Annotated in this window: 10 protein-coding genes; 2 read left to right on the forward strand and 8 right to left on the reverse strand. The window is 65.4% G+C overall.

Annotated features, from left to right (window positions below; genetic code table 11):
- Positions 1–156 precede the first annotated feature (156 nt).
- From sucB to M3O59_RS07675, 4 genes are all read right to left on the reverse strand, one after another.
- A complete protein-coding gene (gene sucB, locus M3O59_RS07660) occupies positions 157–1371 on the reverse strand; it encodes a dihydrolipoyllysine-residue succinyltransferase (RefSeq protein ID WP_064634756.1) in 1215 nt (404 codons plus the stop codon).
- Between the two features lie 42 nt (positions 1372–1413).
- Positions 1414–4242: a 2-oxoglutarate dehydrogenase E1 component gene (locus M3O59_RS07665; RefSeq protein WP_409350121.1), complete on the reverse strand. Its 2829-nt coding sequence runs from the start codon at positions 4240–4242 to the stop codon at positions 1414–1416.
- Positions 4243–4421: 179 nt separating this feature from the next.
- On the reverse strand, positions 4422–5351 hold the full coding sequence (locus tag M3O59_RS07670; protein WP_116905319.1) for a GNAT family N-acetyltransferase: 930 nt from the start codon (positions 5349–5351) through the stop codon (positions 4422–4424).
- Positions 5348–6835, reverse strand: a complete 1488-nt coding sequence (locus tag M3O59_RS07675) for a ribosomal protein uL16 3-hydroxylase (RefSeq protein WP_064634759.1) — start codon at positions 6833–6835, stop codon at positions 5348–5350. Before M3O59_RS07675 ends, M3O59_RS07670 begins: the two co-directional genes overlap by 4 nt.
- Positions 6836–7292: 457 nt before the next feature.
- Between M3O59_RS07675 and M3O59_RS07680 the strand changes: the two genes are divergently transcribed.
- Positions 7293–7556: a PDZ domain-containing protein gene (locus tag M3O59_RS07680; RefSeq protein WP_249046654.1), complete on the forward strand. Its 264-nt coding sequence runs from the start codon at positions 7293–7295 to the stop codon at positions 7554–7556.
- A 174-nt stretch (positions 7557–7730) separates the two neighbouring features.
- Here M3O59_RS07680 and M3O59_RS07685 read toward each other — a convergent pair whose 3' ends face one another.
- The 3 genes from M3O59_RS07685 to M3O59_RS07695 all read right to left on the reverse strand — a co-directional run bounded on the left by M3O59_RS07685 (position 7731) and on the right by M3O59_RS07695 (position 11195).
- Positions 7731–8234, reverse strand: a complete 504-nt coding sequence (locus tag M3O59_RS07685) for a DUF3060 domain-containing protein (protein WP_064634760.1) — start codon at positions 8232–8234, stop codon at positions 7731–7733.
- Positions 8235–8468: 234 nt separating this feature from the next.
- The gene (purB, locus tag M3O59_RS07690; RefSeq protein WP_249054490.1) at positions 8469–9836 is read right to left on the reverse strand and encodes an adenylosuccinate lyase; all 1368 of its coding nucleotides are present in this window, start codon (positions 9834–9836) and stop codon (positions 8469–8471) included.
- 36 nt (positions 9837–9872) lie between these two features.
- On the reverse strand, positions 9873–11195 hold the full coding sequence (locus tag M3O59_RS07695; protein ID WP_116905314.1) for a hemolysin family protein: 1323 nt from the start codon (positions 11193–11195) through the stop codon (positions 9873–9875).
- A gap of 269 nt (positions 11196–11464) precedes the next feature.
- Between M3O59_RS07695 and M3O59_RS07700 the strand changes: the two genes are divergently transcribed.
- Entirely contained in the window at positions 11465–12871 is a 1407-nt protein-coding gene (locus M3O59_RS07700) for a class II fumarate hydratase (RefSeq protein ID WP_064634763.1), read from the forward strand.
- 191 nt (positions 12872–13062) lie between these two features.
- Here M3O59_RS07700 and M3O59_RS07705 read toward each other — a convergent pair whose 3' ends face one another.
- A complete protein-coding gene (locus M3O59_RS07705; protein WP_064634764.1) occupies positions 13063–13485 on the reverse strand; it encodes a hypothetical protein in 423 nt (140 codons plus the stop codon).
- Positions 13486–13645 lie beyond the last annotated feature (160 nt).

A 13645-nucleotide genomic window follows, 5' to 3' on the forward strand; every position in this document is an offset into this window, starting at 1 on the left:
TATTCCCGATGTGAAGCGAGCCACTGCGAAATGGGGTTAGTGAACAGCCGATCGTTCGCCTCTGTGGCTCGCTGCGGCTCGTTCTTCATTGTCGAGTCGGACGCAGTTGCCTGGCGCCCCCAAACCCCTCTCCCGTCGGGAGAGCGGCTTTGAGGCTTACAGGCCGAACAGCATGCGGCCCGGGTTTTCCAGCTGATTCTTGATGTCCACCAGGAACTGCACCGAGTCCTTGCCGTCGATGATGCGGTGGTCGTAGGACAGCGCCAGATACATCATCGGCGCGATCACGACCTGGCCGTTCTCGGCGATCGGACGTTCCTTGATCGCGTGCATGCCCAGGATGGCGCTTTGCGGCGGGTTGATGATCGGGGTGGACAGCAGCGAGCCGAAGGTGCCGCCATTGGTGATGGTGAAGGTGCCGCCCTGCAGATCGTCCAGGCCCAGCTTGCCGGCGCGCGCCTTGGCGGCGTAATCGGCGATGCCTTGTTCGACTTCTGCAAACGACTGGCGCTCCACGTTACGCAGCACCGGCGTGACCAGGCCCTTTTCGGTCGACACCGCAATCGAGATGTCGCTGTAGCCGTGATAGATGATGTCGTCGCCGTCGATCGAGGCGTTGACCAGCGGGAAGCGCTGCAGCGCGTTGGCGGCGGCCTTGACGAAGAAGCTCATGAAACCGAGCTTGATGCCGTGCGCCTTCTGGAATTCGTCCTGCAGCTCCTTGCGTGCGGCCGACACCTTGGCGAGGTTGACCTCGTTGAAGGTGGTCAGCATTGCGGTGGAGTTCTTCGACTCCATCAGACGCTTGGCGATGGTCTTGCGCACGCGGGTCATCGCCACGCGCTCTTCTGGACGGGCGCCGGAGGCCTTGCCCACGCCGCCGGCCTTCGCAAAGTTGACGATGTCTTCCTTGGTCACCGCGCCGCGACGGCCGGTACCTTCGACCTGCGACGGATCCACGCCCTGGGTGATCGCGGAGAAACGCGCACCCGGCGGCAGCGAATCTGCGGCGGACTTGGACGCAGGTGCAGGTGCCGCGGCAGCAGCCGGTGCCGGCGCAGCAGCAGGCGCTGGCACAGCAGCGGCCGGTGCGTCGGCCTTCTTCTCTGCAGCCGGCGCCGCAGCGGCCACGGCGCCTTCTTCGATGATCGCCAGAATCTGGTTGCTGGTGACCGTGCTGCCGGCTTCGAACTTGATTTCCTTCAACACGCCGTCGACCGGCGAAGGAACTTCCAACACGACCTTGTCGGTTTCCAGGTCGACCAGATTCTCGTCGCGCTTGACCGCTTCACCGGCCTTCTTGTGCCAGCTGGCGATGGTGGCGTCGGAAACGGATTCGGGCAGTACCGGAACTTTGACTTCGGTGGCCATTCGGGGAGCGTCCTAGTGTGTGCGTTCTTAGGGGAAGAGGAGTTATTCAGCGACTTGGTCGTTGAACGGATTGAGCAGCGCATCGGCAACCAGCTTCTGCTGTTCGACGATGTGGTCGGCCATGTGGCCGGCGGCAGGCGAGGGCGAACGGGCACGGCCGGCGTAATGCAGGCTCTGGCCGCTGGCCAGGCAGAAGTTCAGGTGGTGGCGGATCTGGTACCACGCACCCTGGTTCTGCGGCTCTTCCTGGCACCACACCACATCGGTGGCGTTGGCATAGGCCTTGAGCTCGGCGGCCAGCTGCGCACGCGGGAACGGATACAGCTGCTCGATACGCACGATGGCGACATCGTCCTGGCCGCGCTTGGTCTGGTCTTCGAGCAGGTCGTAATAGACCTTGCCCGAGCACAGCACCACGCGCTTGACCTTGCCGGCTTCGGCCTTGGCGTCGGGAATCAGATGCTGGAACTCGCCTTCGGCCAGTTCTTCCAGGCTCGACACCGCCAGCTTGTGGCGCAGCAACGACTTTGGCGTCATCACCACCAGCGGCTTGCGGGTGGTCATGCGCATCTGGCGGCGGATCATGTGGAAGCACTGCGCCGGGGTGGTCGGCACGCACACCAGCATGTTTTCCAGCGCGCACAACTGCAGGAAGCGCTCCAGGCGTGCGGAGCTGTGCTCCGGGCCTTGCCCTTCGTAACCATGCGGCAGGAACAGCGACAGGCCCGCGATGCGGCCCCACTTGGCCTCGCCGGCAGCGATGAACTGGTCGATCACCACCTGCGCGCCGTTGGCGAAGTCGCCGAATTGCGCTTCCCAGATGCACAGCGCGTTCGGGTCGGTGGTGGAATAGCCGTACTCGAAACCCATCACCGCTTCTTCGCTGAGCAGCGAATCGATGATGGTGGCGTCTTCCGGGTTTTCGACCAGCTGGCGCAGCGGCAGGTAGTAGTTGTCGGTCTTCTGGTCGTGCAGGATCGCGTGACGGTGGAAGAACGTGCCGCGACCGGCGTCCTGGCCGACCAGACGCAGCTTGTGGCCTTCGGCCAGCAGCGTGGCGTAGGCCAGGTTTTCGGCAAAGCCCCAGTCGCCCAGCTGATCGCCGGCGGCCATCTTGACGCGGTCGTCGTAGATCTTGGCGACGCGGGCGTGTAGCTCGACGCCTTCGGGAATGGTGGTGATCAGCTTGGCCAGACGATCCAGCTGTTCGCGCTTGACGCGCGTGTCCACCGGATCGGCAGCGGTGCCGACCAGATACTTGGACCAGTCGATGGCGAATTCGTCCGGCTTGCGCTTGGCCAATTCGGTGGTGTACTCGCCCGAATCCAGCTTGTTGCGGTAGCCGTCCACCAGCGCCTTGGCCTCGTCGGCGCTCAGCACGCCGTCGCTTTCCAGCTTGGCGGCGTAGAGCTCGCGGGTGGTCTTGTGCTTGCGGATGGTCTGGTACATCACCGGCTGGGTCGCTGCCGGTTCGTCGGCTTCGTTATGGCCCCAACGGCGGTAGCAGACCAGGTCGATGACCACGTCCTTCTTGAACTGCTGGCGGAATTCATAGGCCAGCGTGGACACGAACATCACCGCGTCCGGGTCGTCGCCATTCACGTGGAAGACCGGCGCGCCGATCATCTTGGCCACGTCGGTGCAGTACAGCGTGGAGCGGGCGTCGTCGCGGGTGCTGGTGGTGAAGCCGATCTGGTTGTTGATGACGATGTGCACGGTGCCGCCAACGGCAAAGCCACGTGCCTGCGACATCTGGAACAGCTCCATCACCACGCCCTGGCCGGCGAACGCCGCGTCGCCATGGATCAGGATCGGCAACACGGTCTTGCGTTCGGCATCGCCGAAGCGCTCCTGGCGCGAGCGCACGCTGCCAACCACGACCGGGTCGACGATTTCAAGGTGCGAGGGGTTGAACGCCAGCGCCAGATGCACCTGGTTGCTGTCGCCCACGGCGATATCGGCCGAGAAGCCCATGTGGTACTTGACGTCGCCGGTGTGCGCGCGGTCGTCGTGGGCGTGCTCGAACTTGCCTTCGAATTCGTCGAACAGCTTGCGCGGGTTCTTGCCCAGCGTGTTGACCAACACGTTGAGGCGGCCGCGGTGGGCCATGCCGATCACGATGTCCTTGACCTGGTCCTTGCCGGACTGGTGGATGATCGCGTCCATCATCGGAATCAAGGCATCGCCGCCTTCCAGCGAGAAGCGCTTCTGGCCGACATACTTGGTGTGCAGGTAGCGCTCCAGGCCTTCGGCGGCGGTGAGCCGTTCCAGGGTGCGCTTGCGGCTGGCCGCATCGCCTGCGATCTTGCCGCCGGCATCTTCCAGGCGCTTGTAGATCCACTGGCGCTGGTCGAATTCCTGGATATGCATGAACTCTGCGCCGATGCTGCTGGCGTAGGTCGCCTTCAGGCGGGCCAGCAGATCCTTCAGCTTCATCCGCGGCTGGCCGCCGACACCGCCGGTGCTGAACTCGCTGTCCAGATCCGCCTGCGAGAGGCTGTGGAACGGCAGGTCCAGATCGGGCGGGTTGACCGGCGGGGTCAAGCCCAGCGGGTCGAGCTGCGCGCCAAGGTGGCCACGCGCGCGGTAGGCGGTGATCAGGCGGCCGACATTGCGCTCGCGCTCGTCGCTGGCGCCCGCACCGGTTCCGGCGTGGGCTGCTTGCTTGGAGGCAGTGAGAATGTGGGCAATGGCTGCCGAGTGCGGTACATCACCGGCACCGCGACCTTCGAAGCCATCGAAGTAGCTCTTCCACTTCGGATCGACACTGTCCGGGGCGACGAGGTACTGCTCGTACAGATCCTCGATATAGGCGGCGTTGCCGCCGGCGAGCTGCGATGACTGCGCGAACTGCTTTAGGAGATTATCCACGATGGTAAGTCGGGTCTGCTGTGGGGATGATTGTGCGGAAGCGGCAGGGCGAGATGCCCTATCGGTCGGTATCAAATCTCGAAAAATTATACCCCCTTGCGCTAGTCAGGGGGCGTCTGCAAGCTGACCGGCGGGGTAGACCAATTGCGTTCGGCCTACGTGCGAAGGGCGCTGCGGCATCAGATGCCGAGTACGCGCGGCTCGTTCCAAAGCGCGCTGCGCTCCCATATCTGCGCGAATTCGCGCTCCAGCTGGCGACTGCGGGCTGCACCGGACAACCAGGTCTCGCCATCATCGAAACGATGACCTGTTGGACGAAAGTAGTAGGCGTCGTCGCCGACCACATATGCCGACGCATAGCTGGTATCGACAGGATCGCTGACGGCGCGGAACCGGAACACGCTGGGCAGGCGCTGGGCCAGACGCAACATCGCGCTGCTGCCGGCAGCGGCGCCGGCGGTGTCCTGCACCAGCACCTGCACGCGTTTGTCGTGACGGGCGGTGGCGAAGCGGCGCAGCGCATCGAGGACGGTGGGGTTGTCGAACAGCGGCGGGTCCAGTGCGCGGGTGTAGATCAGCACCTGGCGGCGCGCGGCGCACAGCAGCCCGGTGGTGGCGGCCAGGGCTGCGGCCAGGGTGTCGACTGCCATCGGTCCATCGAGGCGACGCTGCATGGCGATGCCGGGCACATCGCGCATCAATGCGATGGGCGCCGACAGGGAATCTGGGGTGGCGTCAGGCAAAAAGCCCAGGCGCGCGAACACGGCCTGGGCACTGGGGGTGACGTGGGCATGCAGGCTGGGCCAGCCGTGCCGCCGGGCCGTTTCGATGGCGGCAGCGAGCAGTGGATCCGCCAGCCCGCGGCGGCGCCAGTCGGGCAGAACGCCGAGCCGGTCGAGACGACGGTCGGCGGTCAGCCGCACCGAGGCGACCAGCTGGCCTTCGATACGCGTGGCCAGGTGCAGGCTGAGCGGGTCCAGTGCGTCCCAGTCGGCATCGCCGGTGTCGCCAGCGCTGCCGGTGACGCAGGCCAGCCGCAGCGCACGCAGCGCCGCGGCGTCGGAGGCCGGGTGCAGCGTGACGATCTGCGGGCTGGCGTGCGGGCTCATGCCGGTTTGCTGGCGTGGTCGCTGTCGTCGGAATCGGTACTGTCGGCGATGTCGCTGTCGTCGTCCTGCTCGGCGTCGGCGTCGCTTTCGACAGCGCTATCCTGCGCGGCATCCAGCACTTCTGCCGGGGTGTCGGCGTCGTCGGCGACCTGTTCGACATCGGCGTCGGCATCGATCTGGCCGTCCGCTTCCGGTGCGTCGTCCTCGGCCTCTTCGTGGTCGTGGCCGGCCGACACGCTCAGCGCGTGGTCGTCGTCGGCGACGTCCCCGCCGGCGTCTTCGTGGGCGCGCTGGTAGTGGCCCTGGGCCAGCAGTTCCAGCACCACCTCGCGGCCGCGAACCGACAGCTGGGCGTACAGCGCGCCGTCGATCTCTTCGGCTGCCGCCAGACGGGACGCGTCCTTGGCCGATAGCGCAAACTCCAGACCGCTGCAAAACAGCGTGGCGCCGCGTTTGGCACGCCGCCAGGCCAGCCGCGACCACGGGTGGCGGTGCAGCAGCACGCCTTCTTCCAGCGCTTGTTCCACCGCTTCGCGCGGGATCGGCTCGGGCGCGGGCACCACGTCGCCGGAGGCGCGGTAGGTGGTCATGAAGCGGCCGAACCAGTCGCCCAGGCGATCGGGGTCGTTCATGCGCAGCGCATTGAGCGCTTCGACCACCCGGTTCATCGCGGTAACGTCGATCTCGTACGGGTCGGCCGGCACCTTGAGGTCTTCATCGTGATAGCGCACGGCCTCGTCGGTATCGGCGATCAAGGTGTCCAGGTAATCGCCGATCAGCTCGGCCGAAGACGGCGCACGCGTGCCGATGGAGAATGTCAGGCAGGCGTCTTCTGCCACGCCGTGGTGCGGGACCAGTGGCGGCAGATACAGCATGTCGCCCGGGCCCAGCACCCAGTCATGGGTGGGCTTGAAGGTGCTGAGCAGCTTGAGCTCGACATCGTCGCGGAATGCCAGCGGCGTGGCCTTGCGGCCCTGAGCGGCGCGCGCGTCGATCTGCCAGCGGCGGTGGCCCTGGCCCTGCAGCAGGAACACGTCGTAATGGTCGACGTGCGCACCCACCGAACCGCCGGTGGCGGCGAAGCTGATCATGATGTCGTCGATGCGCCAGCGCGGCAGGAAGCGGAACTGTTCCAGCAGGGCACGCACGTCGGCGTCCCATTTATCCACGTCCTGCACCAGCAAGGTCCAGTCGTGGTCGGGCAGGCCGGGGAAATCGGTTTCCTGGAACGGGCCGGTACGCACATCCCAGCTGTCGGTGGCGCGGTCGTGGCTGATCAGGCGTGCCAGCACGCCGTCTTCGCAGGCCAGCCCGGCCAGGTCTTCCGGCTGCAGCGGCGAGGCGAAGTCCGCGAAGGCATTGCGGATCAGCAGCGGGTGCTTGTGCCAGTAATTGCGCAGAAAGCGTTCGACCGGCATGCCCAACGGCTGGCCCGGGCGGGCCTGGACTTCGATGACGGGAGGGTTTGCCTTGCGTGCAGCCATGGGGGGTCCTTGCAGGGATCGATGGGAAACTGGGAGCGCGGGCAGGGCCGGCGCGACTGCCGCTATTGTCCGATGCTTGCGCCGGATCTGCACCTGCGCTTGGGGCGACAACAGGCAGGGCTTCAGGGACGTGGTGAATTCGGCCTGTGCGGTGCGGATGACTGCGGGCGGCTGTCGGTCACATCACAACGCTACAACGCTGCGGCGCCATGCAGCCCGCACGGTGGCCGGGTGCCCGCCCGTGCCGTGACGCAAGGGCGGGTGTCCGATGGCACATGAGCGCGCCGCATCAGGAGCCCGATACTGGGGCACCGCAGCGGCGTACGCGCTGCTTTCGACAAAGAACTGACAGATGCGTCGTTGGAAACCGGGTGCATTGTTGCTGACCGCCGTGCTGAGCATCAGCGGTGCGGTGCAGGCAGCGGAACAGAAGGGGTGATTCGGTTTGGGTTTTGCCGTGGAAAGCGAAGGCTTTTCGTTCAACCCCACCCCTACGTCGGTCAAGATCGATGGCATCAAGCCGGCATCGCCGGCCGCCGCGGCCGGTCTGCAGGTCGGCGATGCAATCGTGTCGGCGCAGGGTATCCCGGTGGCAGGCAGCAAGGCCGATGTGCTGAAGGCGGCGGTCAATCGCAAGGTCGGCGAAACCTTGCGGTTCGTGATCGTGCGGGGCGCCGCCAAGCCGCGTGAAGTGACCCTGGTGGCGGCGCGGCGGCCCTGATCGGCCGGCGCCGATCGACGTACTGACGCAGTCCGCGCTGGTATGCAGCGCCTGCGTTTTTCGCTGATCGGCTTGATGCTCTGGCAGCAAGGGCGCCTGCATGACATCACCGCTAGTCGGCAGTGTTCCCCAAGCGGCCACGCGAGCCCCATCGGCAACCACGCGCCGCGCGGCTTACATCACTTTGTTGCCGCTGCCGCGGTCATCCAGGGTGGGCGTGCTGGACGGATTGACGGTGTTGTCATTTCCGGAAAACCTTACCTGCTTCACCTCGCGTGCCAGTACCAGGTTCTTGTTGCCCTGGATGTCGACGCTGTCGAGATTGGTCAGATTGAGCGTGTTGTTGCTGCCGATGATGCGCAGCTCGCCGACCTGTTCGTTGAGCACGGTGAAACTGCTGCCCTCCACGCGGATCGAGCGCGCTTTCTCCACGTTCAGCGCGCCGTGCGAGGCGGTGATCGTGACTGCGCCGCAGTCGCCGTTGATGATGGTGTCGGCGTTGTCCTTGGTAATGCGCACATCCTTGCCGCCGCAATCGGCGCCGCTGGCCGGGTCGGTCAGCGTGGACGACACTGCCGCCGACAACGCCTGCGCGGCGGGGCCATCGCCGCCGCAGCCGCCCAGTGCCAGCACGCTGGTCAGGGTCAACAGGGACAGTGCTGTGTGAGGTGCGCGCATCGCCGGGCTCCTGAAGGATGAGTTCGCGACCATAGCAGTCCGGCTCGGTCGGCGATGTACCGGCTGCCAGCCACGGTCCGCGCCGGTTGTTGGCGTACGGCGTAGCCAGCATTACGCTCTGCAGTTGGCACCCGGCGCGGGCAGCGCGGCCCTGTGTGGGAGCGCGACCAACGGGGCGCGGCAGCATATCGGCGACGGGCCCGTATTGGGCCCGCAGCGGTGTTGTCGCTCAGATCAGATGGCGCGCGCCAACTGCTCGGCCAGGCCGGTATAGCCGCCCGGAGCGAGCGCACGCAGGCGCTGCTTGTCGTCTTCGGGCAACTCCAGGCTTTCCACGAAGGCCTGCATGGAGGCGGCGGTGATGCCCTGGCCGCGCGTCAGCGCCTTCAATTGTTCGTACGGGTTGGGCAGGCCGTGGCGGCGCATCACCGTCTGCACGGCTTCGGCCAGCACTTCCCAGGCCGCATCCAGGTCGGCGTCCAGACGCTCGGGATTGACGGTGAGTTTGCCCAGGCCCTTGGCCAGCGAATCCAGCGCCACCTGGGTATGGCCGAAGGCGGTGCCGAGTGCGCGCAGCACGGTGGAATCGGTGAGGTCGCGCTGCCAGCGGCTGATCGGCAACTTGGCGGAAAAATGCTCGAACAGCGCATTGGCGATGCCGAAATTGCCTTCGGCATTTTCGAAGTCGATCGGGTTGACCTTGTGCGGCATGGTGGATGAGCCGACTTCGCCTTCTTTCAGCTTTTGCTTGAAATAGCCCAGCGAGATGTAGCCCCAGATGTCGCGCGACAGGTCGATCAGGATGGTATTGGCGCGGCGGCTGGCATCGCCGATTTCGGCCACGTTGTCGTGCGGCTCGATCTGGGTGGTGTAGGGGTTGAACACCAGGCCCAGGCTTGCGACGAAGCGCTGTGCAAACGCCGCCCAATCCAGGTCCGGATACGACACCAGGTGCGCGTTGTAGTTGCCGACCGCGCCGTTGATCTTGCCGGTCAGTTCCACTGCGGCAATCTGCTTGCGCTGGCGTTCCAGGCGCGCGACCACATTGGCGATTTCCTTGCCGAGCGTGGTCGGCGAAGCGGTCTGGCCGTGCGTGCGCGACAGCATCGGCTGGGCGGCCTGGGCATGCGCCAGCGCGCGCAGCGAGGCGGTGATGCCATCCAGCGCGGGCAGCAGCACCTCGCGGCGGGCCTGTTCCAGCATCAGGCCGTAGCTGAGGTTGTTGATGTCCTCGCTGGTGCAGGCGAAATGCACGAATTCCAGCGCCGGGCCCAGTTCGGCATCATCGGTGAGCTGCTCCTTGATGAAGTACTCCACCGCCTTGACGTCGTGGTTGGTGGTGCGCTCGATCTGCTTGACCCGCGCGGCATGGGTCACGCTGAAGTCGTCGGCCAGGGCGCGCAGGCGCTGCGTGGCAGCCGGCGAAAACGGCGCCAGCTCGGCAATGCCCGGCTCGGCGGCCAGGGCCAGCAGCCACTCGATTTCCACCTTGACCCGCGCCTTGATCAGGCCGTATTCGGAGAAGATCGGGCGCAGCGCGTCCACTTTGGAAGCGTAGCGGCCGTCGAGCGGGGACAGGGCGAGCAGGGCGGAATCCGACATGGGCAGGGGCACTGAAAAGCTGGCGGGGCCGGTATTCTACGCCGGCCCGGCGCCGGCTTCGCCCACCGGCCGCACCGTCACCGCCTGGATGCGGTGGCCGGCCATGCGCCGCACGGTCAGCGCGTGGCCGTCCAGTTCCAGGGTTTCGCCTTCTTCGGGCAGCCGCTGCAGCTGATGCACGATCAGCCCGCCGACCGAATTGACGTGGTCCGGAGCGCTCAGGTCCTGGCCGAGCAGGCGTTCCAGGCGAAAGATCGAGGTGCTGCCGGCCACCAACAGCGAGCCGTCCTGACTGCGTACCGGGGCGTCGCGCACCACATGGCGGTGCTCGTCCTCGATATCGCCGACCACCACTTCCAGCAGGTCTTCCAGGGTGAAAAAACCCAGGATGCGGCCTTCGTCTTCCACGCATAGCGCCAGATGGGTGGTGCCGGTGCGGAACTGCTCCAGCGCGCTGGGGATCGGGGTTTCAAGCGTCAGCAGGGTGGGTGGGCGTAGCAGCGGACGCAGATCGTCCAACTCCTGTCCGCGCGCCATCGCCACCAGCAGGTCCTTGGTGTGCAGGATGCCCAGTACCTGCTCGCCATCGGCGTCGAACCAGGGGTAACGGCTGTAGCGCGATTCGCTGAATTCGGCCAGCACCGTTTCCAGCGTCATGCCTTCGCGCAGGCTGCGCATGTGCTCGCGCGGGCGCATCAGATCGCCGGCAACCAGATCCGGCAATTCCAGTGCGTGGCTCATCAGGGCCAGGCCGTGGTCGGGGGTGGCCGCATTGGGGTCCTGGCGGCCGACGATCAGCTTCAGTTCTTCGCGCGAATAGCGGTGTGATTGATGCTCCACATCGCCCCAGCCGAGCACGCGCAGCAGGCGATTGGCGCTGGTGTTGAGGACCCAGATCGCCGGATACATGATCCAGTAAAAGACATACAACGGCGCGGCGGTCCACAACGACATGCGTTCCGGGCGGCGGATCGCCATGGTCTTGGGCGCCAGTTCGCCCAGCACGATGTGCAGGAACGAAATCAGGCTGAAGGCAATCGCCAGCGCGGTGAACTGTGCAGCTTCCGGCGACAGGCCCAGCGTATCGAACAGCGGTTGCAGCAGATGCGCGAAGGCCGGTTCGCCGACCCAGCCCAATCCGAGCGAGGCCAGGGTGATGCCGAGCTGGCACGCCGACAGGTAGGCATCCAGGTGCGCATGCACCCCGAGCAGCAATCGCCCGCGCCAACCGTTGGTCTGCGCCAGGCCCACCGCTTGCGTGTGGCGCAGCTTGACCAGCGCAAATTCGGCGGCAACGAAGAAGCCATTCAACAGCACCAGCAAGAGCGCAACGAATAGCAACAGGACATTACCTAGCATGTCTGCCGCCGTTCGCTACTGGAGCGGTGCGTGTGGGCGGTAGCGGTTCGATGTAGAGCGCCAACAAACGCGGGTAGTGCGTTTCTACAGGCAGGGTCGTCGCCCATGGCGGCGTGGTACCTCGTCGTGATCAACCGGCAGTCTAGCCAACGGCGCGCGACGACATCGTCGCAACGCGGCGAGCGAGTATCGTAGACAGCCTCGCCAGCGTGGGTACGCCCGCTGCCAGCCATCCTTCACCACAGACCAACAATGTGCGGAGAGTGCAGATGAGCGAACGTTTCAGGACCGAACACGACAGCATGGGGCAATTGCAGGTGCCCGCCGATGCGTTGTGGGGCGCGCAGACCCAGCGTGCCGTGCAGAATTTTCCGGTGTCCGGCCAGCCGATGCCGCGGGGCTTCATTCGCGCGCTGGGCTTGATCAAGGCCGCCGCCGCCGGCGTCAATGCCGAGCTGGGGTTGCTGCCCAAAGCGATTGCCAAGACGGTGCAGGACGCCGCCTTGCAGGTGGCCCAGGGCACGCACGATGCGCAGTTCCCGATCGATGTGTATCAGACCGGCTCGGGCACCTCGTCCAACATGAATGCCAACGAGGTGATCGCCACATTGGCTACGCGTGCGGGCAAGGATGCGGTACATCCCAACGACCACGTCAATCTGGGGCAGAGTTCCAACGATGTGATCCCCACTGCCATTCGCGTCTCTGCGTTGCTTGCGGTGCAGGAACATCTGCAGCCGGCACTCAAGCATCTGCGCAAGACTATCGACAAGCGCGCCAAGTCGCTGGACAAGGTCGTCAAGACCGGCCGCACCCACTTGATGGATGCGATGCCGCTGACCTTCGGGCAGGAATTCGGTGCATGGTCGGCGCAGCTGAGTTCGGCGCAGGAGCGTATCGACGATGCGCTCAAACGCCTGCGGCGGCTGCCGCTGGGCGGCACCGCGATCGGCACCGGCATCAATGCCGACCCACGTTTCGGCGGCAAGGTGGCCAAGGCGTTGTCGGGCCTGAGCAAATGCAAGTTCGACAGTGCGGACAACAAGTTCGAAGGCCTGGCCGCGCAGGACGATGCGGTGGAGTTGTCCGGTCAGCTCAATGCGTTGGCGGTAGCGCTGATCAAGATCGCCAATGACCTGCGCTGGATGAATGCCGGCCCGTTGGCGGGGCTGGGCGAGATCGAGTTGCCGGCGTTGCAGCCAGGCAGCTCGATCATGCCGGGCAAGGTCAACCCGGTGATTCCCGAAGCCACCGTGATGGCGTGCGCGCAGGTGATCGGCCACCACACCGCGATCACCGTGGCCGGGCAGACCGGCAATTTCCAGTTGAACGTGACCCTGCCGCTGATCGCCTACAACCTGCTCGATTCGATCACCTTGCTGGGCAACGTCGCGCGGCTGCTGGCCGATACCGCAATTGCCGGTTTGAAGGTGCGTCAGGAGCGTGTGCGCGAGGCGCTGGATCGCAATCCGATCCTGGTCACTGCGCTCAACCCGATCATTGGCTACGAAAAGGCAGCCGCAATCGCCAAGCGTGCCTACAAGGAACAGCGCCCGGTGCTGGATGTGGCCATGGAAGACAGCGGACTCAACGAAGCGGATCTGCGGCGGTTGCTGGATCCGGCCGCGCTGACGCGTGGCGGCATCCAGGCCGGCAGCACGGGCGGCGGTGGCTGATCATTGCTGCGTGTGTGTAGGAGCGCACTCGTGCGCGATGAAGCGTTATCGATAACGCCTCATCGCGCTCAGGCGCGCTCCTCAAATCAGGCACCGCGTTTGACCCGCTGAAAGCGCTTGCCCAATGAAGGTAAGACGGTATCTACAAGGTTCACGCTAAGCCGCGGTTTGCCCGCAGCTTCGCGCGTTACTTAGTGCCGCTCAGCCTGCACATTGCCGAAACTTTCGCGATACGGCTGCAGCGACGGGATTTCATCCAGCAACTCGCCGCTGATCTTCTGAATTTCCGGCGTGGCGGTCAGCTTGATCGACTTGTAATCCGGATCCGGGCCGGCCTCGTTGACCGCCTGCTGACGCAGCATCTGCAGGTGGCCGAACAGCAGCTGCAACTTGACGCGGGTCGGCTCGTTCTGCGGCAGCGCGATGTCGTCGATCTTGAGCGTGCCATCCGGTGTGATCTCCGCGTTGGCCGCGGGCGGCCGGCGGAGCATCACCGACTGCGTGGTGATCGCCACGCGCGGCTTGCCACGTTCGGCACGACGGGACGACTGATCGCCGCAGGCGGCGAGAGTGCACAGCAGCAGCGCCATGCAGAGCATCACGAACTTGTTCATGGGGTCGATGGGTCAAGGGAATCGCACTAGTGTAATCCCGCGGCGGCCTGCGGACCGGGCAGGGGCTGCCGGGAGCGCTGACAAAATGTCGCAGGCCTTTCAGCTATGGGGGGCGCAGCCCACGCGCCATTGTGCTGTCTCGACGATCGAACGGCAGGTG

Origin of the sequence: Xanthomonas nasturtii (genome assembly GCF_023337365.3) — a bacterium.
Lineage (GTDB): Bacteria > Pseudomonadota > Gammaproteobacteria > Xanthomonadales > Xanthomonadaceae > Xanthomonas > Xanthomonas nasturtii.